General features: G+C 62.9%; 25 protein-coding genes. 12 read left to right on the forward strand and 13 right to left on the reverse strand.

The window, feature by feature from the left end; genetic code table 11:
• The 9 genes from ACFQ6H_RS26690 to ACFQ6H_RS26730 form a co-directional block, all read left to right on the forward strand.
• On the forward strand, nucleotides 1–318 hold a 318-nt coding region (locus ACFQ6H_RS26690), incomplete at its 5' end, for an aminotransferase class III-fold pyridoxal phosphate-dependent enzyme (protein ID WP_378649602.1).
• Between the two features lie 292 nt (nucleotides 319–610).
• On the forward strand, nucleotides 611–2,050 hold the full coding sequence (locus ACFQ6H_RS26695) for a uracil-xanthine permease family protein (RefSeq protein ID WP_378649604.1): 1,440 nt from the start codon (nucleotides 611–613) through the stop codon (nucleotides 2,048–2,050).
• A gap of 89 nt (nucleotides 2,051–2,139) precedes the next feature.
• Nucleotides 2,140–3,042, forward strand: a complete 903-nt coding sequence (locus tag ACFQ6H_RS26700) for an FAD binding domain-containing protein (RefSeq protein ID WP_378448500.1) — start codon at nucleotides 2,140–2,142, stop codon at nucleotides 3,040–3,042.
• A gap of 2 nt (nucleotides 3,043–3,044) precedes the next feature.
• Nucleotides 3,045–3,689, forward strand: coding sequence for a (2Fe-2S)-binding protein (locus ACFQ6H_RS26705; RefSeq protein WP_029256750.1), 645 nt, complete (start codon nucleotides 3,045–3,047; stop codon nucleotides 3,687–3,689).
• On the forward strand, nucleotides 3,686–6,208 hold the full coding sequence (gene cutA / locus ACFQ6H_RS26710) for an aerobic carbon-monoxide dehydrogenase large subunit (RefSeq protein WP_378649606.1): 2,523 nt from the start codon (nucleotides 3,686–3,688) through the stop codon (nucleotides 6,206–6,208). Before ACFQ6H_RS26705 ends, cutA begins: the two co-directional genes overlap by 4 nt.
• Nucleotides 6,205–6,876 (forward strand): carbon monoxide dehydrogenase subunit G, encoded by a 672-nt coding sequence (locus ACFQ6H_RS26715; protein ID WP_113682843.1) that lies wholly within the window; start codon nucleotides 6,205–6,207, stop codon nucleotides 6,874–6,876. Before cutA ends, ACFQ6H_RS26715 begins: the two co-directional genes overlap by 4 nt.
• Before the next feature lie 291 nt (nucleotides 6,877–7,167).
• Nucleotides 7,168–9,267, forward strand: a complete 2,100-nt coding sequence (locus ACFQ6H_RS26720; protein WP_378649608.1) for a hydantoinase/oxoprolinase family protein — start codon at nucleotides 7,168–7,170, stop codon at nucleotides 9,265–9,267.
• Nucleotides 9,267–11,207: a hydantoinase B/oxoprolinase family protein gene (locus tag ACFQ6H_RS26725; protein WP_378649610.1), complete on the forward strand. Its 1,941-nt coding sequence runs from the start codon at nucleotides 9,267–9,269 to the stop codon at nucleotides 11,205–11,207. Before ACFQ6H_RS26720 ends, ACFQ6H_RS26725 begins: the two co-directional genes overlap by 1 nt.
• Before the next feature lie 14 nt (nucleotides 11,208–11,221).
• On the forward strand, nucleotides 11,222–12,055 hold the full coding sequence (locus ACFQ6H_RS26730; RefSeq protein WP_378649612.1) for an NmrA family NAD(P)-binding protein: 834 nt from the start codon (nucleotides 11,222–11,224) through the stop codon (nucleotides 12,053–12,055).
• A 6-nt stretch (nucleotides 12,056–12,061) separates the two neighbouring features.
• Here the strand turns inward: ACFQ6H_RS26730 and ACFQ6H_RS26735 are convergent, their stop codons facing one another.
• The 5 genes from ACFQ6H_RS26735 to ACFQ6H_RS26755 are packed head-to-tail and all read right to left on the reverse strand — an operon-like array spanning nucleotide 12,062 to nucleotide 16,486.
• A complete protein-coding gene (locus tag ACFQ6H_RS26735; protein WP_378649614.1) occupies nucleotides 12,062–13,072 on the reverse strand; it encodes a YdcF family protein in 1,011 nt (336 codons plus the stop codon).
• Between the two features lie 22 nt (nucleotides 13,073–13,094).
• Nucleotides 13,095–13,904, reverse strand: a complete 810-nt coding sequence (locus ACFQ6H_RS26740) for an ABC transporter ATP-binding protein (RefSeq protein WP_378649616.1) — start codon at nucleotides 13,902–13,904, stop codon at nucleotides 13,095–13,097.
• Entirely contained in the window at nucleotides 13,904–14,686 is a 783-nt protein-coding gene (locus ACFQ6H_RS26745; RefSeq protein ID WP_378532687.1) for an ABC transporter permease, read from the reverse strand. The genes ACFQ6H_RS26740 and ACFQ6H_RS26745 overlap by 1 nt, the downstream gene beginning before the upstream one ends.
• 2 nt (nucleotides 14,687–14,688) lie before the next feature.
• Complete coding sequence (locus tag ACFQ6H_RS26750; protein WP_378649618.1) at nucleotides 14,689–15,471, reverse strand: ABC transporter permease; 783 nt, start codon at nucleotides 15,469–15,471, stop codon at nucleotides 14,689–14,691.
• Nucleotides 15,472–15,481: 10 nt separating this feature from the next.
• On the reverse strand, nucleotides 15,482–16,486 hold the full coding sequence (locus ACFQ6H_RS26755; protein ID WP_378649620.1) for an ABC transporter substrate-binding protein: 1,005 nt from the start codon (nucleotides 16,484–16,486) through the stop codon (nucleotides 15,482–15,484).
• Between the two features lie 195 nt (nucleotides 16,487–16,681).
• Between ACFQ6H_RS26755 and ACFQ6H_RS26760 the strand changes: the two genes are divergently transcribed.
• From ACFQ6H_RS26760 to ACFQ6H_RS26770, 3 genes are read left to right on the forward strand one after another with little or no spacing between them, the layout of a single operon-like run.
• On the forward strand, nucleotides 16,682–17,464 hold the full coding sequence (locus tag ACFQ6H_RS26760; protein ID WP_378448492.1) for an IclR family transcriptional regulator: 783 nt from the start codon (nucleotides 16,682–16,684) through the stop codon (nucleotides 17,462–17,464).
• On the forward strand, nucleotides 17,461–18,273 hold the full coding sequence (locus ACFQ6H_RS26765) for an alpha/beta fold hydrolase (RefSeq protein ID WP_378649655.1): 813 nt from the start codon (nucleotides 17,461–17,463) through the stop codon (nucleotides 18,271–18,273). Before ACFQ6H_RS26760 ends, ACFQ6H_RS26765 begins: the two co-directional genes overlap by 4 nt.
• Before the next feature lie 43 nt (nucleotides 18,274–18,316).
• Complete coding sequence (locus ACFQ6H_RS26770) at nucleotides 18,317–18,703, forward strand: RidA family protein (protein ID WP_003946047.1); 387 nt, start codon at nucleotides 18,317–18,319, stop codon at nucleotides 18,701–18,703.
• Between the two features lie 10 nt (nucleotides 18,704–18,713).
• Here the strand turns inward: ACFQ6H_RS26770 and ACFQ6H_RS26775 are convergent, their stop codons facing one another.
• The 8 genes from ACFQ6H_RS26775 to ACFQ6H_RS26810 all read right to left on the reverse strand — a co-directional run bounded on the left by ACFQ6H_RS26775 (nucleotide 18,714) and on the right by ACFQ6H_RS26810 (nucleotide 26,841).
• Complete coding sequence (locus ACFQ6H_RS26775; protein WP_378649657.1) at nucleotides 18,714–19,964, reverse strand: reverse transcriptase family protein; 1,251 nt, start codon at nucleotides 19,962–19,964, stop codon at nucleotides 18,714–18,716.
• Between the two features lie 227 nt (nucleotides 19,965–20,191).
• Complete coding sequence (locus ACFQ6H_RS26780; protein ID WP_378649660.1) at nucleotides 20,192–21,133, reverse strand: ABC transporter substrate-binding protein; 942 nt, start codon at nucleotides 21,131–21,133, stop codon at nucleotides 20,192–20,194.
• Between the two features lie 41 nt (nucleotides 21,134–21,174).
• The gene (locus ACFQ6H_RS26785; protein ID WP_378541394.1) at nucleotides 21,175–21,882 is read right to left on the reverse strand and encodes a class II aldolase/adducin family protein; all 708 of its coding nucleotides are present in this window, start codon (nucleotides 21,880–21,882) and stop codon (nucleotides 21,175–21,177) included.
• Nucleotides 21,879–23,033 (reverse strand): LLM class flavin-dependent oxidoreductase, encoded by a 1,155-nt coding sequence (locus ACFQ6H_RS26790; protein WP_378649662.1) that lies wholly within the window; start codon nucleotides 23,031–23,033, stop codon nucleotides 21,879–21,881. Before ACFQ6H_RS26790 ends, ACFQ6H_RS26785 begins: the two co-directional genes overlap by 4 nt.
• Nucleotides 23,030–24,121, reverse strand: coding sequence for an LLM class flavin-dependent oxidoreductase (locus tag ACFQ6H_RS26795; RefSeq protein WP_378649664.1), 1,092 nt, complete (start codon nucleotides 24,119–24,121; stop codon nucleotides 23,030–23,032). Before ACFQ6H_RS26795 ends, ACFQ6H_RS26790 begins: the two co-directional genes overlap by 4 nt.
• Nucleotides 24,118–25,161 carry an ABC transporter substrate-binding protein gene (locus tag ACFQ6H_RS26800; protein ID WP_378649666.1) on the reverse strand — a complete coding sequence of 348 codons (1,044 nt, stop codon included), beginning with the start codon at nucleotides 25,159–25,161 and terminating at the stop codon, nucleotides 24,118–24,120. Before ACFQ6H_RS26800 ends, ACFQ6H_RS26795 begins: the two co-directional genes overlap by 4 nt.
• A complete protein-coding gene (locus tag ACFQ6H_RS26805; RefSeq protein WP_378448485.1) occupies nucleotides 25,145–25,987 on the reverse strand; it encodes an ABC transporter ATP-binding protein in 843 nt (280 codons plus the stop codon). The genes ACFQ6H_RS26800 and ACFQ6H_RS26805 overlap by 17 nt, the downstream gene beginning before the upstream one ends.
• Entirely contained in the window at nucleotides 25,984–26,841 is an 858-nt protein-coding gene (locus tag ACFQ6H_RS26810; protein WP_378649668.1) for an ABC transporter permease, read from the reverse strand. Before ACFQ6H_RS26810 ends, ACFQ6H_RS26805 begins: the two co-directional genes overlap by 4 nt.
• Nucleotide 26,842 lies beyond the last annotated feature (1 nt).

Below are 26,842 nucleotides of genomic sequence, written 5' to 3' on the forward strand. Positions count from 1 at the left end.
GCGATGGCGAACCTCGACATTCTCGAGCGTGAGAATCTGCTCGCGGAGTCGAAGCGTTTGGAGGCGTCGTTGCATACGCATCTGCAGCCGCTGGCGGAGCATCCGCGGGTGGCGGAGGTTCGTAGTGGGCTCGGTGCGGTCGCGGCTGTGCAGTTGGCTGATCCGGCGGAGGCGTTGCCGTTTGTGAAGACGCTTCGTGAGCATGGTATTTCGGGTCGCGCTGCGGGTCAGGGTGCGATGCAGATTTCGCCGACGTTTGTGATGACCGATGATCAGGTCGCCGAGATGGCCGCGGGGATCCTCGCAGCCCTCGGCTAGGAGAATCGTTTTCCGTTGACAGACATCGTGTTACGGAACCATTAAGCCGAAGAAAATGTTGGGGCCCTTCGTGACGGCGCCCCCATTTCGGTCGAAACTGTCTCCAGCACTGACGATGACCCCTGTCCGCATCATCTGTCACCATTGTTGCCAATCTCGGTGAGTGGGTTCTGGCAGATTGTCATCACGTCCAAAACTTGGTGCTGTATTAGCGTTTCACTCCAGACACGGTGTTTGTGAGCTGGGGCACAAAGCATTTCGAACACCTTCCTCCTTCGCGAAAGGTCTCGTCATGCCGATCTGGACGTTGCACGGAGATGGCAAGAACATCGGACCCGGTGAAGTGGTAGCGCCGGGCGAGCGACTCAGTTGGACGAGGACCATCGGGTTGGGCGGCCAACATGTCGTGTCGATGTTCGGGGCGACGTTCGTCTTCCCGATCATCATGGGTCTCAATCCTCAACTTGCCGTGATGATGTCGGGTTTCTGTACCCTCTTCTTCCTGCTGGTGGTCAAAGGACGCGTCCCCAGTTACCTCGGTACGTCGGCGGCCTTTGTCGGCGGTGTCGCAGCCATTCGCGCCCAGGGCGGAACGACGGCGGAAGTGACCGGCGCGATTCTGGTGTCGGGGCTGGTTCTGGGATTTGTCGGCGTCGCCATCCACTTCCTCGGCGGTGGCGTCATCAGTAAGGCGCTACCCCCGGTGGTCACCGGCGCAGTGGTGATGTTGATCGGATTCAACCTGGCTCCAGTTGTCGCGGGATCGTACTGGCCGCAGGACCAGTGGGTGGCACTGATCGTGATGGTTGCGTTGATCGTGATGAGTGTTGCGCTACGCGGCTTCTTGGGACGTATCGCCATTCTCGTCGCGCTGGTTTTCGGCTACATCTTCTCCTGGGTCCTCGACCGGGTCTCCGGCCCGGTCACATCCGCCGGGGGTAGCGGAGCACCCACCGAGCACTTTCGTGTCAACTGGGATTCGGTGCACTCGGCGTCGTGGTTCGGGTTGCCGCCGTTCTCGGACGAAGCCAACGGAATCGTCGGTATTCACGCTCCCTCGTTCAGCCTCACGTTCATCGTTCTGGTCCTTCCGGGTGTCATCGCACTGGTCGCGGAAAACGCCGGACACGTCAAGGCGGTCGCCGAGATCACGGGCGACGATCTCGACCCCTACATCGGACGCGCAATTGCCGGTGACGGTTTTGCCACCGCCATCGCCAGCGCGGTAGGCGGCTCCCCCACGACGACGCACGCCGAGAACATCGGTGTCATGGCAGCCACTCGGGTGTACTCGACCGCCGCGTACGTGATCGCGGGTTTCATCGCGATCCTGCTCGGCTTCTCGCCCAAGTTCGGAGCAGTCATGGCGGCGACTCCCGGCGGCGTTCTCGGCGGAATCCTGGTGGTTCTGTTCGGCATGATCGGTCTGCTCGGCGCCAAGATCTGGAAGGAAAACGGTGTCGACTTCGGGAATCCGTTGAATCTGATGCCGATCGCCGCCGGCCTGATCATCGGTATCGGTGACACGGCTCTGAAATTCAGTGACACGTTCTCGCTCGGAGGTATCGCGCTCGGCACCATCGTCGTGATCGTGATGTACCACCTCTGCCAGTTCGTCGGGTCCCGGAACCCCGAGCTGGACAGGCCGAAGTCCGGGCGGCGACCGGGCGCAACGCCGGGGGCGAATGCGTCAGATGACGAAAGGGAAGAGCCAGTGGTGCAGCTCACGTGATGCCAAGTTGAATGTATGCCAGGTATGACCCGTGACCGTTGTCACATCTGCACAAAACGTGAAGTGACTCATAGAGGCAGGATTGAGTAATGAAACCGTCGCCGCTGACTTATCACCGACCGTCCTCGGTCGAGGACGCGTGCCGAATTCTCTCCGAGGTATCTCACGAGGGGAAGGTGCTCGCCGGTGGGCAATCGCTTGTGCCGCTGCTGTCCATGCGCCTCGCCGCCCCCGCCCACATCGTCGACATCGGATCGATCCCTGACCTCGCTTCGGTGACCTCGTCCGAGGACGAAGGAGTGCGGTTCCAGGCCCTGGCCACGCACTCGGTGCTGGCGGCCGACGAAGGTGCTCGCCGAGTTCAGCCTCTGCTGAACCGCGCTCTGCAGTTGGTAGCGCACCCCACGATCCGTAACCGCGGGACGAGCGTCGGCTCCATCGTCCATGCCGACCCGTCGGCGGAGATGCCGGCAGTCCTGACACTGCTCGGGGGCAGCGTGAGCGTGCAGTCGGTGCGTGGCACCCGCGAGATCGCGTCGACGGATCTCTTTGTCGGTCCCCTCGAATCGAGCCTGGAATCTGACGAGATCGCGGTGTCGGTGTCGGTGCCGGCCGCCGAGCCCGGTGTGGGAACCGCCATCGACGAGATCGCGCGCCGTCACGGTGACTACGCACTGGTCGGTGTCGTTGCGCGTATTCGCGTGGTCGACGGTCTGGTGGCCGAAGCGCACATGACGTACGTGTCCGCCGGAGAGCTGGGGCAGGTCGTGGACTACACGGACGTGCTGGCGGGGGCATCCGCGACGGATCAGCGAGATCCGCGCTGGCGCACCCTCGGGGAATGCGCCCGCGCGCAGATAGATACCGAGGCAGACATTCACGGGACGGCGGCGTACCGCTCGCAACTGGTGTCCGCGCTCACGGCGCGGGTCGGGTTTGCAGCGGCAACAGATGCTCTCAGTGAGAACGCAGTACTGGCAGGAAAGTGGTGACCATGTCCAAAAACGATCGCTCCATCGATGATCAACTTGCCGAGCTGGCAGCAGATACCGGTGAACACCATGTGGCCGTGACGTTCACGCTCAACGAGGTGACGAGCACCGTCGTTCTTCCCTCCCGCACTCTGGCCTCGGACGCCATTCGTCACCACCTCCGTAAGACGGGCACGCACGTCGGTTGTGAACACGGCGTGTGTGGTGCGTGCACCGTGCTGCTCGATGGAAAGCCGGTGCGATCCTGCCTCGTCCTCGCCGCCAGCCTCGAAGGTCGATCGATCACCACAGTCGAAGGCCTCGTCGAGCCGGACGGCACCTTGCATCCGGTTCAGCAGGCGTTCAAGGATTGTCACGGCTTGCAGTGCGGATTCTGCACTCCGGGATTCGTGACGACCATCGCGGCGTTTCTCGAGGAGAATCCCAATCCCACGCGTGAGGAAGCAACGGACGCTATAGCGGGAAACCTCTGCCGTTGTACGGGATACCAGAACATCAGGGCGTCGGTTCTGCGCGCAGCCGAGATCAAGCGTGAACGAGCCGGGCAGTTCCCGCTCGGAATCGACGACGCATCCACTCGGGAGGCGTTGGATCGCAAGGTGCGGGGAACAACGAATCCCGTCGGAGGACGGGCGGGTAAGGCATGAGTACTCCGGTCAAACCAGCAAAGCGCAACGGGGCGAAGCACCCCGCTTCCGATCATTCGACGGCCGATCATTCGGTTGCCGACGACGGCAAGTTCTTCGGCAAACCGATTCCGCGCGAGGAAGATACGCGTCTGCTCAGCGGTCAGGGGCGGTATCTCGACGATCTGGGCCACAACGCGCTGATCGCGGCATTCGTCAGGTCGCCGCATGCACATGCGCGAATCGTCGACATCGACATCGATCAGGCACTGGAAGTGCCTGGCGTACATGCCATCTACACCTACGAAGATCTCCTGGCCGACACCCCGGAAATGGCGGAGAATCTGCCACTGCTCATTCCGCATCCGGGAATCATCGCTCCGCGCAACGGGTATCCCCTTGCGAAGGACGAGGTGAACCACGTCGGAGAAGCCATCGCCATGGTGGTCGCCGACAATCGGTACATCGCCGAGGATGCGTGCGCGAAGATCGATGTCACGTACGAGACACTGAAGCCGGTAGTGGGAATCGACGTCGCCCGCACTGCCGACAACGCCGTCCATGCCGATGTCCCGGACAACATCGCCGCTCATCTGCAGCACGGGTTCGGCGATCCGGACGCCGAACTTGCGTCCGCGCCGCACCGACTGACGCTGGATCTCGAAATCGAGCGTTCGGCATCCATGCCGATGGAGGGCAAGGGTGTCTACGCACGCTGGGACGGCGACGAGAACACCCTCACGTTCTGGACCTCCACCCAGACGTCTACCTCCGCCCGCGCCGCCGTTGCCGCGCGATTGGGTATGGCACTGAACAAGGTTCACTGCATCGCTCCCGACGTCGGCGGTGGATTCGGTGTCAAGATCGTCCATCCGTGGCCCGAAGAAGTGATGATCACGTGGGCCGCGCGACGCCTCGGCCAGGCCGGCGTCTCCTGCGAGGTGAAGTGGGTCGAGGATCGCCGTGAGCACTTCATCTCGAGCGCGCACGAGCGTGGACAGATCCAGAAGATCGACATCGGATTCGACGACGAGGGTCGTCTGTTGGCTTTCGACTTCACGTTCTGGCACGACAACGGCGCGTACCTGCCGTACGGGATCATCGTCATGATCAACACCGCGACGCAGGTTCTCGGGCCGTACAAGCCGAAGTCGTTCCGGGTCAACGCCTATTCGCTGTACACCAACACGGTCATCGTGACCCCGTACCGAGGCGCCGGACGCCCGCAGGCCGTGTTCGCGATGGAGCGATCCATGGACGCCATCGCCAAGTACCTGAACAAGGACAAGATCGCGGTCCGGGAGGCGAACTTCATTCGCCCCGAGGATATGCCGTACGACTTCGGCCTCATGTTCCAGGACGGGCGCCCGTTGATCTACGACACGGGTGACTACCAGGCCGGTATCGACAAGCTCAAGAAGCTCATCGACTGGGACGGATTTCCCGAGTACCAGAAGAAGGCTCGCGCCGAAGGTCGGTCGGTCGGCATCGGCATCGGCGCGTACGTCGAGGGAACCGGTCCCGGACCATACGAGGGCGCACACGTAGTGGTCGAGACGTCCGGAAAGGTCAAGGCGGCAACAGGCTTGACGACGCAGGGGCAGGGCCACCAGACAGCGTTCGCCCAGATCGTTGCAGACGATCTCGGAGTCAAGGTCTCCGACGTCGAGATCGTCACCGGTGACACACGCCGGTTCGGTTATGCCGTCGGCACTTTCGCCTCACGTGGCGCGGTCATGTCGGGTTCGGCTTTCCATGTCGCGGCGCAGATGGTCGCGGAGAAGGCGAAGAAGATCGCGTCCGGAATCTTGAATCTGCCGGAAGCCGAACTGGAACTCCAGGGTGGCCACGTATGCAAACTTGGCACCGAGCCCGGAGTGGAAGGTACTTCTGTTCCGCTGAGTGTTGTTGCCGTGCTGTCGAACCCGCTGCGATATGCGTTCGACCGTGAGTCGAAGTTGGCTACCGGTTTTGCCACGACCGACACGGACATGTCGAAGCCGCCGATTCCCGAGGGCGAGCAGCCCGGTCTGGAAGCCACCGGCTACTACTCGCCGCCCAGTTCGACTTTCGCTTCGGGAGTGCACGCGGCGATCGTCGAAACCGATCCCGTCACAGCCGAGATCACGGTCCGTCGTTACGTCGTCATCCACGACTGCGGCAACGTGATCAATCCGCGCATCGTCGAAGGCCAGGTCATGGGCGCCGTTGCGCAAGGTATCGGCGGCGCACTCTACGAGCGGATCGTCTACGACGAGCACGGACAGATGCTCAACGCGTCGTACATGGACTTCTTGATGCCGTTTGTCACCGAGATGCCGGATTCACTCGAGATGGATCACACCGTCACGCCGTCGGGGCTCAACCCACTCGGTATGAAGGGCGCCGGTGAGGCCGGTGTGATCCCGACCAGCGCCGTCATCGCGGCCGCCATCGAGGATGCCGAAGGAATCTCGATCACGTCCATGCCTATTTCACCGTCCGAACTGTTCGAACTTCGACTCGCACATGCGAGTTCGTCATCAGAGGAGAATGCATGAGAATCGCCGGCACCGCGCAGCTGACGGCACCTCGAGAAGAGGTCTACGACAAGCTCCAGGACGGTCGTGTACTGGCCGCGACCATTCCCGGTGTGCAGTCGCTCGAGCAGCTCACGGACAATCACTACAAGCTCTCCATCATGGCGGGAGTCGCGTCGATCAAGGGTGTCTACGACGGCGAGGTTGTTCTGTCGCAACAGAATCGGCCCAATTCGTTTGTCATGACGGCTTCGGGGGCGGGTGCTCCCGGCACGGTGAAGGCGGACGTCACGGTCACCTTGACGGAGAACGAGGGTGGCACGCTGCTTTCGTACGACGCCGACGCGGTAGTCGGCGGGATGGTCGGCGGCGTCGGACAGCGGATGATCACCGGTGTCGCCAAGAAGATGGCCGGGGTGTTCTTCAAGAGCATCGACGGCGTCATCGCCAACGGCATTCCCGAGAAGGTCACTGCCGCCGTGGCGGCGGCAATACCGGCAGCGTCGGTCGAGGCGGTGCCGGTAGTTTCCGGAGCTGTCGCGGCACCGGCGATTCTTCCGGCTGCTGCACCGACCGCGGGTGGCGCCGATGCTCGCACCGTGATGGTCAGCGCCGTCGTCGGAGCGGCCATTGCTTTGTCAGGTGTTGCTATAGGCGGATTCCTGGCGCGTTCTGGTTGTCGCGAGTAGTGCAGCAGCGTATCGACAGGGCTTCTACAGCTGTTTTGCGATGAGGGAAATGCCCCGAACCGACCAGGTTCGGGGCATTTTTCACGTCCGCGTAACCCGCTGGGGCGCGGGCGAAGATCCGCTCGTGATCGTGCGCCGAACCTTGGTCCCCCGATTCGGCGAATTGTGACAAAGAATCCGCCCTTCCGAACCTGTGGAATAGCACTACACGTCAGGTACGAGCCACTCACCGGCTAGGTCACACCGTCGATCGGTACCAGACGAGACGAGCCAAAGATCTCAGGAGGAAGCGTGGAACCCAGGAAGATTCGGGTCGGTATCGATACCGGCGGAACGTTCACCGACATCGTGGCAGTGGACGACGAAACCGGCGCCATCGTCACCACCAAGACCCCGTCCACTCCGGCGGACCCCGCCGAGGGCTTTCTCGCCGGTATCGAGAAAGTGCTCGCCAAGCTCGGCGAGAGCGGCGACTCGATCGGTGCGGTCAGCCACGGCACGACCGTCGCGACCAACAAACTGCTCGAAGGCAAGGTGGAGAACCTCGGCTTCATCACCACCGAGGGTTACGAGCACGTTCTCGAAATCGCTCGTCAGTCGGTGCCGGACGGTTACGGCAACTCGTACTTCTGGGTCAAGCCCGAACGCATCGTTCCTGCCGATCGGGTACGCACCGTCGGTGGACGGCTTTCCTTCGACGGCAGCGAGATTCGCCCACTCGACGAAGAGAGCGTCCGCAGCGCAGCGCAGTTCTTCAAGGACCGCGGCATTCGCACCATCGGTGTCTGCCTCATGCACTCGTACGCCGATCCGACGCACGAGGAGCGCGTACGCGACATCCTCTTCGAAGTTTTCCCCGACGCGACGGTGAGCATCTCGAGCCAGGTGCTTCGTGAGTACCGCGAGTACGAGCGGTCCATCACCACCCTCGTGGACGCCGCGGTCAAGCCGAACATCCGCAACTACGTGAACAACATCGCGAATCGTCTGCGTGAGTTCTCGACCACCGACGGCGAACCTCGCGACATCCCGTTCTACGTCATGAAGTCGAACGGTGGTGTCCTGTCGGCCAAAGAGGTTGTTCACCAGCCTATTACGACGGTGCTTTCCGGACCGGCTGCCGGCGCCCTCGGCGCCGCGCTGATCGCCGACGCAGCCGGCGTCGAGCAGGTGTTGACCTGTGACGGCGGCGGAACGTCGACGGACGTCACCGTCGTGGTTCGCGGCGAGCCCGCGCTGACCACCGAAGGGCGAGTGGGCAACTACCCGTCGAAGATCCCGATGATCGACGTCGTGACCGTCGGCGCCGGTGGCGGGTCGATCGCGTGGATGACACCGGAACACACCCTCCGGGTCGGGCCTCAGTCGGCGGGCGCCGATCCCGGACCGTTGTGCTACGGCAAGGGCGGTAGCGAACCGACCATCACCGATGCGCATGTCTTGCTGGGGCGCATCCCACCCCACCTGCTCGGTGGCGAGATCCCCCTCGACACCGAACTGGCACGCAAGGGCCTCGAAGAGCTTGCAACACAGCTCAGTCTGGGTTACGAGGAGTGCGCGGTCGGCGTCCTCGAGGTCTCGGCATGGAACCAGGCCAACGCCCTGCGCCAGATCACCGTCAAGCGCGGTCTCGACGTTCGCGACTTCACCCTCGTGACCTTCGGTGGCTCCGGCTCCCTGCTCGCCTGCCGCCTCGTTGACATCCTCGGCCTGAAAGATGTTCTCGTCCCACTCAATCCGGGTAACGTCTCTGCGTTCGGTCTACTGACGGTCGACGTGCGCAACGACTACGTTCAGACTCATGTCAGCCGCCACGACCGGTTGAAGGCGGAAGACCTGCAGAGCCAGTTCGACGCGTTGGCCGGCGAAGCCGAGATCGCGCTCGCCGAAGAAGGTTTCGACGAGACGCAGCGCAAGTACTCCCGGACTGCGGACCTTCGCTACCTCGGTCAGGCCTTCGAGGTACGTGTCCCCGTGGCGGAAGGCACCGTCACGGCCCAGATCATGGATGACGCGGCCGAGGCATTCCACCAGGCACACCGTGAACTGTACGGCTACGACTTTCGGGGAGACCCGTCGCAGCACGTCGAGTGGGTCAACCTGCGCGTGAGTGGCATCGGCCCGATCAAGCGTCCGACACTCAAGGAAATTCCCGCCGGAAACGGTGCCGAGACCGCCCGAACCGGTTCGCGCCAATCCTATTTCGACAGCTGGGTCGAGACGGCCACCTACGATCGCACACTGCTCGGTGCGGGTGACGTCATCGAAGGACCGGCCGTGATCGAGGAGTTCAGCTCGACTGTCCCGATCCATCCCGGATTCTCGGCACGTATCGACACCTTCGGGAACATTCGTATCTCGAAGTCTTCCGACTCGAACGGAGTGAAGTGATGACCGCCATTCTCGATGCTGCTGCTGCCACCGCGGCCAAGCCGTACCGACTCACCGCTACCGACGGCGCGTCACCTGATCCGATTCTGGTCGAGATCGTCGCCGGTTACCTGGCCAGCGTGGAGATGGAGGTGGAGACCTCCATCTCGCGCACCTCGCGCTCACCGATGATCCGTGACGCTCACGACTTCCGCGCAGGTATTCACGACCGGAACCTCCGTAAGCTCACGGGCCGTTCGTATTCCGCCCTGGTTCATCCGATCGCCCGGGACTTCCCACTCGAGACGATGAAGCCGGGAGACGTGTACTTCCACAACGACGTCTACCTGTCCGAAGGTGGCATCGGCCATCTCCCCGACCTCTGCGTCACCGTGCCTGTCTTCGCCCGCGTCACTCCTGATGCGGAGCCGAAAGTTGTTGCGTTCGTTCAGGCGTTCGGTCACCACGACGACATCGGCGGTTGCTGCCCCGGCTCCATGCCGTCCGGTGCGACCACGGTGTACGAAGAGGGACTGATGGTTCCGCCGATCAAACTGTGGGACCAGGGAGTTCCCAACGAGGCGGCGCTGCGCATCATGACGCGCAACTCCCGCATGCCCGACGCTCTCGCAGCCGATCTCGACGCCGAGTGCTCGGCGTGCCTGATGGGTGCGCGCCGACTCACCGAACTGTTCGAGCGCTACGGCGTCGACACCGTCGAGTCGTGCTTCGACGCGATGATGGACGCGACCACCGAGACGTACCGCCGCGAGATCCTCAGCAAGATCCCGGTCGGTGAGTACACCTGGGAGGACTACGCAGAGCACGACGGCGTGGACGAGCCGATGCTCCACATCCAGCGAATCACGCTCACGAAGACGCGGCCGGAAGACGAGGGCGGCGAGCGACTCATCCTGGACTTCAACGGAACCGGACCGCAGGCAAAGGGCCCGATCAACCACTGCGGCGACTACGCGGACGGAAACTTCCTCATCAAGTGGTTGGCGCCGATTCTGCGTAACCTCGCGGACACCCCGGAGCGCATGGCAGAACTGGATGTCAACGAGGGCGTCGTACCGCTGATCGAGATGAAGTTCCCCGAGAAGGGAACACTGATCACCCCGATCTTCCCCGCCCCCACCAACGCTCGCACGTTTGTCATCCTTCGTCTGCTCGGAGTGCTGGCCGGCGTCGTGGCCAAGGCTGTGGACGGCAACATGCCCGCCGATCAGGAGACCATCAGGTACACCGGTGTTTACGGTGAGGACTTCGAGGGTCACTCGTACCTCATGCGAGAGGTGCTCGGCGGAGGTTCCGGCGGACGCTACTACGCCGACGGCGAGGACACGATTCACGTCGTTCCCGATTCACGGAACCTGCCGACCGAGTTCACCGAGAGCCGTTTCCCCTTCATCGTCGAAAAGCTCGGTCTGGCTATGGATTCGGGCGGAGCCGGACGTTACCGCGGTGGCCTGGGATACGAGAAGCACATCCGCATGCTCAAGGATGCTCACTTCATGTCCATCGCGGACCGTTCGATTCTCGCCTGCTGGGGAGTCAAGGGTGGCAAGGCCGGTCGGCCGTTCTCCGTCGTCCTGGATCCGGGTGGACCGAACGAGCGTGAGTTCGACGCGCTGACCGATGCCGAGCCGATCAAGGCCGGCGAGGTCGTACGGATTCGTACCACCGGTGGCGGCGGTTGGGGAGATCCACTGGAGCGTCCCACCGAGGAAGTTTTGCGAGATATTCAGTGGCGCAAGGTTTCGGTCGAAGGCGCACGCGACGACTACGGAGTTGTCGTGATCGACGGTGACGAGCCGTCTGTCGACGAGGCTGCTACCACGGAGCTCCGGGATCAGTTGCGCTCGGAGCGCGGTGAGAACGAACCCTTCTTCGATCGGGGTCCGGGCTACGCGCAGCTTTCGGGTGGCGCCACCTCAGCGGTCTACGACTACGTCTAGGACGGAAAACTCTCATGGAGAACGGAATTGCTCGCGGCGCCGACATTGCGGTGATCGGCGCCGCGGGTAAGACCGGTGAGGCAGTTGTCGCAGCACTTCCGCCGAGCGTGACAGTTCGGCGACTGGTGCGGAAGGCCCGTGTCGACGGCGACTTCGAGGTAGAACTGGAAACCGGAAGCGGACTGCGCAAGGCGCTCGCCGGATGCCGGGGCGTGTATTTCATCGCCCCCAACGTCCATCCCGACGAGCCGGCACTTCTTCGCAATGCGCTGACGGCAGCGGCTTCGGCGGGAGTGGAGCACTTTGTCTATCACTCCGTCGCGTGGCCGTTCAGCCCGTCCATGCCGCATCACCTGGACAAAGCCAAGTGTGAGGACGAACTGCATCGCTCCCCGCTGAAGTGGACTGTGTTGCAGCCGTGTGCGTATGCCGAGAACTTCGAGGCGGTACTCACTGGTCGATCCGAGACCGTCGTCTTGCCGTACAGCGCGGACACGAAATTCTCGTTCGTGAGTTTGGCGGACGTGGCGGCCGTTGCCGCTGTGGTTCTGAGCGAGGGCCCGGGTGAGCATCACGGAGCGACGTACGAAGTGGGCGGCCCTGAAGCTCTGAGCGTCATGGAGGTGGCACAGATGGTGGAGAAGCAGACGTCACGGACCGTCGCGATCGATCAGATCAGCGTGGATCAATGGCGCGAACGGATCGGCAACGACCTCGACGTCAACGCCAGCTCGCGTCTGGCCGCGATGTTCGACTTCTACAACCACCATGACTTCCTCGCCGGCAGTGCGGCCGTCGAACTGCTGTTGGGTCGCCGACCGACGGGAATCGAGAGCCTGATTCGGTGAACCTTGCTACGAAATGCCTCCTGCCGCCCAGACCACCAGTGGGGGCAGGGCGGCCAGGATCAGGCAGACCGTTCCGTTGAGCCACTTGTGCTCCACCGTGACGGCGGCGAACTCGCGCAGAATGGCGCTCGGCAGGTAGTACCGGGCGGTGTGGGAACCGATGACTTCCGCATCCAGATCGAGGCTTCGGGCAAACGTCGCGGTTCGAAGTATGTGGAAGTTGCTGGTGACCAGAACCATTCGAGGGTCCGTGGTGTCGGCGCGGAGGAGGTCCCGCGTGTACTCGAGGTTCTCGAGCGTGGTGGTCGAGCGGTCCTCGAGCATCACGTTCTCGCGCGGGATTCCGTGATCGACGAGGTAGACGCACATTGCCTCCGCCTCGCTGACGACCTCGTCCGAACCCTTCCCACCGCTGACGACCAACAGCGGTGAACGTCCTTCGCGGACCTCGGCACGATAGACGTCCGCAGCCTTGTCCAGACGACTGGCAAGCAGGGGCGTCACGTCGGCGCCCGAAAGCCCGGCGCCGTGCACCACTATCGCGTCCATTCCGGGCTGGTACTTCTGGCGTCCGTAGACGTAGGAGTAGAGCAGAAAGCTCGTGAACAGAAACCCCAGGTACGACGCGACCAGGCTGAACGAACCGAGAACGACTGCGAGCCAATATCTCTGCGTCAGCAGCGCTGATGCGAGCAACACGTAGGGAACGAGCAGGCCGAGTCCGGCGACGAGTGAGAGCAGATTCGCGACGCTGAATCCCTCGCGCCGCAGCATCGTGACTCCGTTGACGATCAGGAATCCTGCAAGCATGAGCACCAGCAACGGCGAGAGCAGAGCGATCGTCGCGATGACGAACGACGGGACCTCGGTTCCCGGCGCACCCGACTGCAACATCCACAGACCGGTGAAGATCAGTCCGAGAAGTAGGTAGACGCCGTTGCTCAGCCTCCGTCGATCCTGCCTGAACCGGTAGCCGCAGAATCCGAGCAGCGCGAGGCCGATGAGGAGAAGGATCACGGAGCCAGCCTAGGCGAGGCGCTTACGACACGGGCGCCACCACCTTCGACTGCTGGATCGCGGACAGGACCCTGGTACGGCACTCGATGAACAGTGGGTCTGCCTTGGTGGTCAGTTGATCTCGAGCTCCGGTCAACGGGACGTCGACGATGTCCTGCGTCAATGCCGGAGTTCCGCCGAGGACGACCACTCGATCGGACAGGTACACCGATTCGTCGACGTCGTGGGTGACGAGGAGGACGGTGATGCCAAGATCACGCTGAAGCGTCAGCAGCAGGTCTTCGAGTTCCGCGCGGGTCTGCGCATCGACCGACGCAAAGGGTTCGTCCATGAGGAGCACCTGCGGCCGATAGGCGAGAGCGCGAGCTATCGCCACTCTCTGCTGCATTCCGCCGGACAACTGCCAAGGGTACGAACGCGCAGCACCTTCCAGACCGACGACGGTGAGTGCCTCGGTTACCCTCTCGTTCTGAACCTTGCGCGCCAGGCCGTTGCCCCGCAGTGGCAGGCGAATGTTCTCGCCCACTCGAAGCCAGGGCATCAGTGTGCGTCCGTAATCTTGCGACACGAGCGCAAGAGTGGCGGGCGGAGCGTCGATTGCGATCCCGGCGATGCGGACCTCACCTGTAGTCGGCTTCTGCAGACCGGCGATGCAACGAATCAACGTGCTCTTGCCGATTCCGGAATGTCCGACGATGCATACGATTTCTCCCGGTGCAACCGAAAGATCGATCCCGCGAAGCACTTCGCGGCCGGTAGGTCCTCCGTAGGTCACTCCGAGGCCGTTCAGTTCGACTGCGGGGGTGGATGCCGCAGATTCTGTGGATGACATCAGTTTCCTTTCACTGCGAGTGCGCCGTGGGTCCGAGGCTGCCATCTGAGCAACCATCGTTCGATCACGCCGTAGCCGACGTTGAGCACGTACCCGATGATTCCGAGCAGGAGGATTCCGGACCACATGTCTGCGATGGCAAAGGTCTGTTGCGCGACGATCACGAAGTGGCCGATTCCCGCAGTGGAGACATACATTTCGCTGCCGACCATGATGACGACACCGATCGCGAGACTGGTACGGATACCGACCGTTATCTGAGGCATCGCTCCGGGGAGGAGTACCTGCGTGACCAGCAGGGGTGTTCGGATGCGATAGCTGCGCGCCACCAATCGAATACTCGGGTCGATGGAGCGAATGCCGTCGAGGGTGTTGAGGAGTATCGGCCAGACCGCGCCGAAAGCGATGGCGGCGACGTTGCCCGAAGAACCTGTGCCGAAGACGATGAACAGGGCCGGCAGTACGGCCAGTGCGGGGATGGCACGGAAGAATTGGAGAAACGGATCGGCGATGTCTGCAGCCAGTGGAAACAGTGCAAGAAGAAGGCCGGCCCCGATGCCGAGCACCAGTGCTACGGCGAGACCGAAGCCGAGATTGGTCAGGCTGGGCACTACATCGCGTGCAAATCCTGCCCCGAACCAGTTGTCCACAAATGCTTTCCAGATTCGTGACAGCGGCGGAAAGTACGGAGACTTACTCGACGCGGATCCGAAGTACCACACGACGACGATCAAGATCGGCAACCACAGCTCCCACGCGAGGAGTCGAATCCCGGACATCATTCTCACGTCGTCATCCTCCTCGGGATGTAATGCCAAGCAAGTAAACGATTCTCGATTGCCATCACAGCGAAGGCGAGCAGCATACCGAGTAATCCGGCGACGATGATCAGTGCGAACATTCGATCGGGAACGGATTGGCTCAGCAGGATTTCCTTGCCGAGTCCGGGAACGCCGGCGATCAGTTCGGCGCCGATGGTCAGTAGCAAACTCAGTGTTGCCGAAATGCGAATTCCCGTGAAGATGTACGGCATCGACGCGGGTGCAACTACGAGAGCAAGTCTGCGCCACAGGGGAAGCCGGAAGGAGCGTGCGGTGGCAAGTAGTTCCGGATCGACGTTGCGGACGCCGTGGATGGTCTGGAGCAGGATCGGCCACACGCTCACCGCCACGATCAGCGCCACCGCCATACGTTGTGTCGGGCCCATGATCAACAGAAAGAGCGGGATGATCGCGAGCGGAGGCACGGTCCGGCAGAAGTCGATGACGAAGCGGGAAGAGACTGTCAGAAACGGGTGCGCGGCAAGCAGCAGTCCTGCCGGGATACCGATCACCAGGCACAGAGCTAATCCGATGGCGGTGGTGGTCAAGGTCTGTCCCAATGACGTCCACAGCGATGAGGTGCCGAGCTCGTCCACGAAAGCCACTGCCACGTCACTGAACTTCGGAACACCCTTGACGTTCTCGTCGCCCAGCATTCCGAAGACCTGCCAGGCGGCTGCCAACGCGAAGAGCGTCAGCAGCCGCCCGAGCAGTACCTGCCTGCGGCGTGTTTTCGGGGTTGTCAAGGCAGACAACTCAGTTGGCCGGAGTCAGCAAGGAATCGCTGTCAACCGACTCCGTCAGAACCCCGTACTTGACCAGCAGTTCGATCTCCGTGCCGAGTGCGCCCGGTTCTACTACTGCGACGAACTGAGGATTCTTGCTGTTGGCCAGCATTTCGAGCGGAATCTTGGCTTGTGTCGAGAGTGCGGCCTTGACCGCGTCCGGATTCTGATTGGCGTAGTCAACTGATTTGGCAAGCGCCGTACGGAATTTCGCGAGTGAGTCAGGGTTCGCATTGACAAACGATTCCGAAGCGACCAGCGAGGTCCCCGGAACACCGGGTGCGGCCAAGGGGAAGGGGTGGCCGAGGATCTTCAGCCCCGAGTCGGTTGCTTTACTCAGGAACGGATCGATGAGGAATGCCGCGTCGGCCCCGCCGGTGGAAACCAGGTCGCCGAGGTTGGGCATGGGCGCCTGAATGAACGAGACCTTGTCCGCTGCTCCGCCGGATTTCTCCACCGCGGCAGAGATGACTGCTTCGCTGACGGACTTCAAACCGCTGATCGCGACGGTCTTGCCTTCGAGGTCACGGAAGCCGCTGATGGAACTGTCCTTGGCGACCACGAGACCGGACTGGTCGACGCTGTCATTCGCGGCAAAATTCGTGAGCCCTCCGACAATGGTGACGGGCATGTTCTGGCTGCGTGCCTGAATTGCGGCAGCGGCAGTCGTGGCTGCCATATCTGCATTTCCGCTGAGCAGCAACGGAATTTGAGCCGACGAGCTGGCCCCACCCTCGACCAGTTGAATGTCGAGCCCCTCATCGGTGAAGAATCCCTGCTCCATACCCAGCCAGATCGGTGCGAAGTCCGCGATCGGTTGAGGTGCGATACGAATCGTAGTGGTCTGGGTGCCCCCGTCGTCGGAGGCCGTGGCGTCGCTCGAGCAGCCTGTCAGTGCCAAAGCAGCTGTCGCAAGCGCGGCCAGGGCAACAACTCTGAACCGTGGTGTCGACCGAAGGGTATGTCCAACCGTCATGTCCGAAAGCCTCTCGCTGGGAAAGATAGGACTTCCTTGCCGGGAGTCCGGTGGGAAGGTGAAGACGCTCAAAGAATTCCGTACGCCGGAACGATTGTTGTGACTATAGTAATTTCCTAGGCGAATGCCAAGGGTTTTCCAAGAACACGAGATTTCGGATCGCCGGGTACTCACACGGCACCGGGAGGGGATCGGATGACGAAGGGTTCTGCGTCCGCCGTCGACAAAGCGCTGGATCTGCTCGAGGCCATCGCGCGCTCGACCACGCCGATGAAGCTCAGTGAACTGGCAGAAGAAGTCGGGATGCTCCGCCCGACTGCGCACCGAGTGCTCGGAGAACTCGCGAACCGTGGGTGGGTCTTCCGCTACGACGGTCGCTATCTCCCCGGACCGGCTGCGCTGCAGGTTTCCCACGAAGCAGCCGCGCATTCCTTGGCGGCCTTGTGCGATCCGACCATGCAGGCGCTGTCCGAGAGCACGGACATGATGGTGAATCTGCAGGTCCTCGAGAGCGGCGGGACCCGGATCATCGCGGCGCTGCGTCCCGAGCGGCTCAAGATGATCACTCGGATGCTCGGGGATCTGCTTCCGCCGCACCGGTTCGCGGGTCCGCTCGCGTTGGTGGCGGCACTCGAGGACAACACTCGGGCGCCTTACCTGGCAATGGTGGAAAAGAGTGGCTATCCACTCGAAGGCCCCACCGGGTTCCTCGCCGACATCGCCGAGACGCAGAAAACCGGATTCGCTGTCGTCCACAAACGATCTCAGGACATCATCGGTTCGGTCTCGCGTGCAGTGTCTTCTCGCAAGGGGTCTCCCCTCTGTGCGTTGACGGTGATCGGTTTCGACACCGACTTCGACGCGAAAACGACGCGGATGGTCGAAGAACACCTGCTGCGGGCGACCGATGAAGTGCAGCAACTCCTCACTGACCACACTTCGGGCAAGCGCCCGTCCGACGCAGGAGAAGAAGGATGATTCCACGGACCGAGGGCTTCATCACCGTCGCAGACGGCGAACGGGTCTGGTACGAGACTGCCGGCGACGGACCGGATCTGATTCTCACGCACGGTCTCGGCGGAAATGCGGCCGTCTGGTACCAACAGGTGCCCTACTTCGCTCAGCATTATCGGGTGATCAGCTGGGATCAGCGAGGATTCGGCCGCTCTACCAACGAGAACGGCAACCACGGCCCGGTAGCGGCAGTCTCGGATCTGATCGAAATCATGGACCTGTTGGACGTCGATCGAGCCCATGTGGTGGGCCAGTCGATGGGTGGTTGGGCCGCACTGGGGACCGCGATCGCCGTTCCGGACAGGGTGGAGTCGGTAGTGCTGGCCTGCACGACCGGCGGCATTCCCGTCGGCTTCGGCCCGGACAGCGCACCGCCCCTCACCGCAGCACCCGTCACCGCGCGGCCCCTGGGGGAACATCCCGCTGTGGGCGGACGGCTGCCGAGCTTGGACATGGCGAGGGCATATCTGTACCAAGCTCTCGGCACCTTCGGCCATCGCCCACCTGACACCGAGTTCTTCCGAATTCTCAAGGCCCACAACTATTCGGTGGCCGAACTCGCGGCGGTGGCTGCGCCGGTTCTCCTGATCGCAGGTGAGCTGGACGACTTGATGACACCCGAGCGGATTCGCAGCGCCGCCGAGTTCCTGCCTCACGCAGAAGTGGTCGAGCTTGCCGACCGCGGTCACTCCCCCTATTTCGAGGACCCGCACGCGTGGAACGAGTTGGTGGCGCACTTCCTGGCCGACGTTCGTGCCCGTCCAGTGCGCTGAAATCGCCCGCTCGCCAAGCATATTCCACTTCCGAGGAGACCTAATGGATTCATCTCAGACCGTCGAGTTCATCCCACCCGCTTTCGACACACCGTTCTCCACCGGAGTACGAGTCGGAGACGTTCTGTATCTGTCGGGTCAGATCGGCATGCTTCCCGACGGCACCTTGGCCGACGGCTTCGAAGCGCAAGCCCGCCAGACCATGGAGAACATTGTCGCTTCGTTGATCGCCTACGGATCCGGCGTCGAAGCGATCTTCAAATGCACTGTCATGCTTGACGACATGTCTCGCTGGCAGGAGTTCAACAAGGTTTATCTCGAGTACTTCCCGGCATCGAGACTGCCGGCACGCAGCGCGTTCGGAACAGATGGACTGGCGTTGGGTGCGCACATGGAAGTCGAATGCATGGCGTACACCCCGCGGGTCTGATTCGGGGGCGTCAGTCGTCCCAATTCACACGTTCGGCCAGGCGCAGCAATGTGCGTCGGCGCGTAGCGCTGGTCTCGCCGATGTGCGCGATCCGGCCGTGGATGTGAGCCCGAAAGTTCTCGATTCCGTCCCGATTCTGTTCCTGCGCAGACGTATTAGCGGCATTGTGAAGCAGGGCGCGCAGGCGATCGTACTCGTCACGCGGATACGACGGTTGGTCGTTGATCACCAGCCCGGTGAGGTGTTGGCGTCGATGAGGGCGCATCACCTTGGTCTTTCGCGGATGGACGGCAAACCCTTCGTCCCTGGCGGTCTGCTCGACCGTCCACAGGAGGGTGCAGACGTCGGCTACTTCGATTCCGGAGAAGGCGAGGTCGTCGGCGTATCGGGTGTAGGTGAGCCAGTTCGCTTGTGCGAGCCCGCTCAACCGGATGTCGAGTTTGCGCGCGACGAGATTCGCCAGTGCAGGCGAAGTGGGCGCACCCTGAGGTAGATGCGCGGTTCGTAGCTGCGACGCCTGTGCGTACGGCAGACCGCGCAGGGTATCGGCAGGTGTTGCGACGGTGCACAATCCGGTGAGAGCTCCTGCCACTGCGGGTGGATACCCGAGGGCGGCGAAGATCGCGTGGACTCGCTCACCGGTGATCGACGGGAAGAACTGTGCGAGGTCCACACCGATCACGATTTCCGACTGTGCGTGCGGCGCTGCAAAAGTCAGCGGACTTCGACCACGGACAAACCCGTGGGCCGCGTCGTGTGCGGGCACCTGGTCGAGTATGCGGCGCAATATCTTCCGTTGGATTTCGCGCAACCGGGGTTTCGGTATCTCGAGGAGGCGAGCGCCGGCCTTCTTGCTGATCTGCATTGGCCGGTAGTGGCGTAGCGGTAGGGGTTTCGTACGCAGCCACTCCCCGCGGTCGGCAAACCACTCGAGTTCGGAGATCGTCAGATCCAGTGAACGCGCCAGATCCGCACTGGTGTTGTAGCGGGGGACGTCGAACCGCCACACCGAGGATTCGTTGGTGTCGAGTGAGACCGGGACTGGTCGAAGCCGCGGCAGTTCGCGTAGCAATCGGTACAGGGTCTGTGGTTCGAACGGTGGGGCCGGCATGAGGTCGAGCACTCGGACGGCGAGCGATGTCGCTGAGACACCGTGGACCGTTCCGAATGCATCTTCGAGCCCACCGAGAGTCCATGGAGCGTCAGCGGCTGTAACTGCCAGGAGTCGCGCCAACTCGGGATCGAGTTCGAAGTCACGCATGATTCGAGCCCGGGATGCGGCGGCATGAGGTGACCAAATCCTTTGTCCGGAGCGGCGGCAAGCACGCGGAGCGTGCCGAGCGCCGGTGGACGCAGTATCCAATTCTTCTGGCCGACCCAGGGGTTACCCCTGAGACTGGTCGCGTGGACCAACTCTCACCCACACGCCGCCGCATTCCTTCACAATGGCAGACCGTTCGGTATCTGTCACCTGCCAGGTGCAGGCTCTCAGATCGACGAACGGTCCGAACCGACGAACTCGCTGATCCACGGCACTACTGCTTCCCGAACGGTGACCGCCTGCGGCAGTAGTCCGTTGTTCAGCAGGAGATCGGCCGCGCGCTGCTGCTCGTCGAGGAATTCTTCGGTGACGGCGTTTACACCGAATGGACGTCCGCGCAGTGCGGCTTCCCAGGCGTCGAGGCTTGCGGACCCGCCATGCTTCTCGACGTCGTCGACGAAGATCTGTGCGGCTTCACGGGGGTTGGCTTCGATCCAGGCGTCGGATTCCTGCAGAGCCTCGATGACCGCCTGAAGCGCCTCCGGGTTGGTGTCGGCGAAGTCGCGCCGGGTGAACCACAGTGACGGGTGGCTGAAGAGTCCGTCGGTGGCGATCAGCGTGCGCAGTTCGTGGTTCGCTTCGATGTCCGTCAACCCCGGGTAAGCACCCACCCAGGCGTCGATGGTGCCGTCGACGAGGTCCGCTCCACCGCCGCGGACGTCGGTGTCGACGGGGACGATGTCGGACCACGTCAGTCCCGCCTGATCCAGGGCGAACAACAGAAGTGTGGTCTGCCACGATCCGTGCGCGATGCCGACTCGCTTGCCGCGCAGGTCATCTACCGACTTGATCTCGGAATCGGCCTTGACCACCAGGCGCCCGTTCTCCACTCGGGGACCGGAGATTCCGATGTAGACGAGGTCGCGGCCCTGGGCCAGTCCGGTGACGGGCGGCGTGAAGCCGGTTCCGATGACGTCGTATCCGCCCTCCTCGAACAGCCAGTCCGAGTGCAGGGTCGGCAACGCGTTCTCCGGGTTCACCGCGGGCTTGGCGGGAAGCTCACGCAGGTCCACCCACTCGACGTCGGGGAGACGGCGTTCGAGGATTCCGGTGTGGCGCAGAACGAACAGCGAATTGTTGTGTGGGAAGTATCCGACGCGAACGGTCATGGGATCTACGGTTTCCTGTTCTGAATCTGTGATGGGGGTGGTTAGATGAGGCCGCGTCGACGCGCCTCGTCGGCGAGTCCGCTACGCCCCCACTGGACGGTGAGGTTGGACGGATCGAATTCGACCGAGCCGCCGAGGGATTCGGCGATCGCCTGGAACTGTGCACCTTCCTCGAGGAGGACGACGAACTTCGCGAGGTCGAGCAACCCACTGCGGCCGATGACGTTGACCCCGCCGTTGGCTTCGAAGATCGCGACGAGATCGGGGTCGTGTTCGAGGCGCTCGAGGATGAACTCGCCGGCAGATCGTGACCGATCGATGTGCGGCGGAATCTCTCGGGAGAGAGTCAACCTCTGCGAAGCCGCGTAGCGAATCGGCAGTGTCCGATGTGTCTGTGCCCAACCGCCGAGCCACGGGGTGTGGATGTGGACGACGCTGGTGATCTCCGGATGCTGACGGAACACGGACGCATACCCGGTGACAAAACCGGCCGATCCCGTACCGGACAGCACCTCACCGTCGAAGGTGGCGACCACTGGTGACACCGATGGGTCATCCGCCCACGGTCCCGGATCGTTCAGGGCGACTGCAATTTCGGTGTCCGGCACGCGTTCGACGAAGTTGACGGTCCCGTTGGCCGCAACCGTTCCGGTCTTGCGGAAGACATCGAAAGCCTTGTCGGCTGCTCTACGTGCTTCCTCGACAAATGCTGCGGTGTCGGCATCGAGACGGGTTTCGGTGGTGGTCATCGGGTCTCCAGTCCAGAAGGTGTGATCGGGGTGCGCTGCAGAAGAGGTAGAACTTCTTCGCCGACGCGGTAGGCCTCTTCGAGGTGCGGGTTACCGGCGAGAATGAAGGCGTCGACGCCCAGTTCGCGCAACTCGTCAAGTCTTTCGGCGACCTGCTCATAGCTACCGACCAGACCGAACGCCGGTCCGCCGCGGATCAGGCTGAAACCGCACCACACGTTGGGCTGCACTTCCAGATCCCGGTAACCGGTGATGTGTTCGGGCACCCAGCCTTTGATGCGGGCAGCGCCCACCGAATCACCCTGCGCTGCAAGATCGGCAGCGCCCTTGTCGACGAAGGCCCAACCCTTCTCGATCTCGGCCCATGCAGCTTCCTCGGTGTGCCGGGCGACGACGTCGATGCGTACGGCGAACTTCGGGGTGCGTCCGAGCTTGGCCGAGTTCTCCCGCACACCGTCGATCTTGGCTCTCAAGTCGGCGTACGGCTCCAGCCAGGATAGGTAGTAGTCGGAGTGCAGTCCGGCGGCGGCGACGGCTGCAGCCGACGATCCGGAGAAGTACACCTCGGGAAACGGCTGGCCGGCAAGTCCGGGTGGCAGTGCGGCGCCCTGGGTTTGGAAGAAGCGACCGTCGAAGTCGAAAGGTTCGCCGTCCCAAACACCTTTGAGGACATCGAGGAACTCGGACGTCCTGGTGTAGCGGTCGTCGTGGTCGACCTTGTCGCCCCACCACAGCTGAGGCGCTCCGCCTCCGCCACTGATGATGTTGTAGACCAGACGTCCGCCGGTTGCGCGCTGCAGACTGGCCGACATTCGCGCGGCCTGCACCGGGTGAAGGAACCCCGGTTGGAACGCGACCATGAATCGGTACGTGGTGGTCTCGGCGGCCAGCGCTGCTGCGGTCGCCCACGGATCCTCGGTCATCGGGAAGGACGGCAGCAGTCCACCGAGAAAGCCGGCGGACTCGGAAGCCTTTGCCACCGCGGCCATGTGGTCGATGTAGCTGTAGCCGTCCAACTCGCCGCCGCGGATCGCGGGAGCGATGTTGCCCGGCCCGTAGCCACCGGCGTCGCCGCGGTTGTAGCGGCGCGGGGTGCGCAGCGACGCATGGTCGCCCTCCATCCCGATCCGCCAATAGAAATCGATGCTCATGCGGTGGCCTTCTCTTCTTTACGGATCCGACCCTCGGGATCGACCAGGTGCAGGAGATGCTCGCCCGCCCGGTGCAGCTCTTCGATGTGTGGCCGACCTGTCAAGACGAAGCCGTCCACGCCGAGATCGCGATACGACGACAGTCGCTGTGCCACTTCCTCGTAGCTTCCGACGAGACCGATGCTGTGCTCGTAGCCGATGCGGTCGAATCCGGACCACAGGATGCCGCCCCGATCGATCTCGAGTGCAGCGGAATCGGCTTCTCTCAGTTGCCGTTCGACGCGAGCCCAGGCTTCGTCGGCTGTCTCCCGCGCGATGATCGGGATGCGCAGGACCTTGTCGACTGTCCTGCCGAGTTCGGACGCTCGGTCGTCGAGGGCGGTGATCCGCGTCGACAACTCGTCACCGGCGAGGGTGAACTGATGGACGTCGCCATGGTGGGCGGACAGTTCCAGAGCTTCCGGAGAGTCGCCGGTCAGATGCACTCGGGGAAAAGGGAGTCCGGACAAGATGCCTCGGAATCCGCCGCCGAGTACGTCGTAGTACTCGCCGTCGAAGTCGTAGCCGGTGCCGCCGAATCCACCTGGCAGAATCTGTTCCTCGTTCCACACACCGCGTGCGACGGTCAGAAACTCCGCGGCGCGCGCGTAGCGGTTGGCTCCTCGAACCGCGTCACCGCGAGCGGTGGCATCGTCGGCGTCTGTGTCGACCTTCACGCGCCACTCGAGACGACCTGCCGACAGACGCTGAAGTGTCGCAGACATTTTGGCGGCATAGACTGGAGTGCCGAAAGTAGAGTGAAACTCCACGACCACTCGCGAATGACGCGTCTGACGCAGTGCTGCGGCAGCAACGATCCAGGATTCTTCTCCGCTCGGATCGTACGGTGCGACTACCCCGTCGACGCCCGACAGTTCGGCTGCGAGAACGATCTGCGCCAGTTCGTCGAAGGGCCCGAAGTTTCCGGGGCGAACATCGGTCGCGACGGTAGTCGGTCGCTGTGGCCCGAAGCCGCCGCGACTGTTCAGCGCGGCCACTGCTCGGCGTCCGTCACCGCGCGAGGGCAGCTCCCAGTAGACGTCCGTCATTCTGCTGTGCCCTTCTGAGCAGCGACAAGTGCGCTGGCTTGTTCCAGGGGTTCGTGCGCCACCCACGACTGCAGGTCGAAGTCGGCGGCGAGGAAGCCGTGCGCGTACAGGAATTGCTTCTGGACGCCGAGCAGGTCCACACGCTCGTCCGACAGGCTCAAGTGCAGTCCGGTGTGGAAGTTCTCGCCGTACGCTGCCACCACACCTTCGGGCCCCGATTGTGTTTCGGTCTGCAGCACGGCTCGGACCTCGTCGATGTTGGCTGCGGCCCAGTCCGCCGCCCTCAGGCTCTCGGCGAGGAAACCGACAACGATGTCCGGACGCTGTTCGAGTAGATCGGAGTGAACCGTGATCGGGCGTGGAGTGCCGTTGTTGACGCGATCACGCAGGGAAGCAGTGGAATCGAGATCGACGGCCACCGCGAGGCCGTGTTCGCGTGCAACTTCCTGGGCGCGGGCTCCCTTGACGTAGATGGCGTCGAGGTCGCCGCGTAGCAGGGATTCGACGCCCCACGTCGTGTTGCGACTGGAGGAGGCAGTGCGGACCTCGGGGGCTGCCGTCGTTGCTACCTCGACGAGCGTGACGTCGGCAAAACTCAACCCGCCCAGCCGAAGTGCCGAGGCGAAGCCGTGCAGAGCCATGGCGCGAGGAAAGCTCCTGGCCTGGTCCGCCGCCCAGGCCGGGATTCCGATCCGAGCGCCGGCCAGCAGGCCTGCTTCTCGGATGTCGGAGTCACCGCGCACCAAGATCGCCTGGGCCTCGTCGATCCAGGTGAGTCCGATCAGCCTTGTCGGTGAACCACCGGCACGCGCGGCCAGCGCGGGGACGTTGCCGCCTTCGCGAATGAGTCCGGAGAGTTGGTGGTCGAAATGGCGCACTGCCAACTCCGGTCCCGCATCTTGCAGAACGCCGAAACGCACTCCGGATTCGTTTGCCGTCCGGTCGAGCCAACCGAGGCTGTTGGCGAGTCCGCTCGCGGTGGGGACGGGGCAGCGGGTGTACCAGAGTGTGTCGATTGCGGAATCAGCGATCAATGTCATGACTGTCCTGTCCGTCGGGGAAGGTGCGGCCGACGCCGAGCTCCTTCAGGAAACTCGCTCGGTAGCGCAAAGATTCGGGATCGTTCCGGTCGCGGGGACGTGGCAGGTCGATGTCGACGTCCACGGCAAACCCGCCCTTGTCGAGAATGAGCACGCGGTCGGCGAGTCGTACGGCTTCGTCGACGTCGTGAGTGACGAGCAATACCGCGGGACGGTGACGCGCGACCAGATCGCCTACCAGGTCTTGCATTTGGAGCCGCGTCAGAGCGTCGAGCGCGGCAAAGGGTTCGTCGAGTAGCAGCAGTTCAGGTTCGCGGACGAGGGCACGAGCCAATGCGACGCGTTGGGCCTCGCCGCCGGAGAGGGTGGCAGGCCAGGCGCGGTGCTTGTCCGCGAGGTTGACCTCGGAGAGTGCGTTGCGGGCGTTGTCGGTCACCTGACGTGACCGCTTCTGTCCCACTGTGACATTGGCCAGAACTCGCTTCGACGGTATCAATCGCGGTTCTTGGTAGACGACCGTGCGATCGCGCGGGACCAGCACCTCACCGCTGTCCGGTGCTTCCAATCCGGAGAGCACTCGCAGCAGTGTCGTCTTGCCGGTGCCGCTGGGACCGAGCAGGACGACGAACTCACCGCGCGTGATCTCGAGGTCGATACCACCCAGAACAGTCTTGTCGCCGAACGACTTACGCACTCCGGTGAGCGAGACCGCTACCGGTGATCCGGCCCGTCGCTCGGCCGCGGTGGTACCGGTCCGCTCACGGGTTGCCAACGGCGGCAGAGGTGCTTCGGTGGATGGCAACGAGCCGATGGTTGTATTCGTCATCGTGCCACCGACAATCTCCGCCACGGCATGGAGTACCGCTCGATCAGTCTGACGATTGCATCGAATATCAGACCCAGTGCCGCGTACATGACGATGCACAGGACCATGTAGTCGGTGCGGTTGTATTCCTGCGCCAGGGTGACCAGGTATCCGATGCCCTCACGGGTGCCGACCTGCTCTGCTGCGATCAATCCGGTGATGCTGAGCGACAAGCAGATTCGAAGCCCCATCAGAACACCGGGGAGGGCGGTCGGAAGAATTGCCCCGAAGACCAGTCGCCAACCCGTCAGGCCGAAACCTTGTGCCGCTTCCACCATCTTGCGATCGACTCCGCGCACTCCCAGGTAGGTGTACGCGTACATGGGTGCGACGGTCGCGACGGCGATCAGTACCACCTTGAAGGTTTCGTCGATACCGAACCAGGCGATGAACAACGGAACGAGCGCGAGGAACGGCACCGCGCGGTTGATCTGCATGGTGGAGTCGATCAGCTCTTCACCGAGCGAGGAGAGACCGGACAGAACCCCGAGCACCAATCCCACGATGACACCGACCGAAACACCGAGCGCAGCACGTTGAAGCGACGCGAGACCGAAGTCGACCAACTGGCCCGACTCGTACAGCTCGGCGAAAGCCGTCCACACCGCCGGAGGTCCGGCCAGGATCTCTTCTCGTATCAGCCCGGTAGCCGACCCGATCCACCATCCGGCAACCAGCAGCGCGGGAACGAGGAAACGGAGGGGAATCGAGATCCACTTGGGCCTGCTCCGATTGCGCCGGTAGCGGGGCGTTTCGAGTTGCGGATGCTCCACTGACGGCGACGCAGTTCGTGCGGGCCGGGTCAGCGTCACCATC

The organism is Rhodococcus sp. NPDC056506, assembly GCF_042794945.1.
Lineage (GTDB): Bacteria > Actinomycetota > Actinomycetes > Mycobacteriales > Mycobacteriaceae > Rhodococcus_F.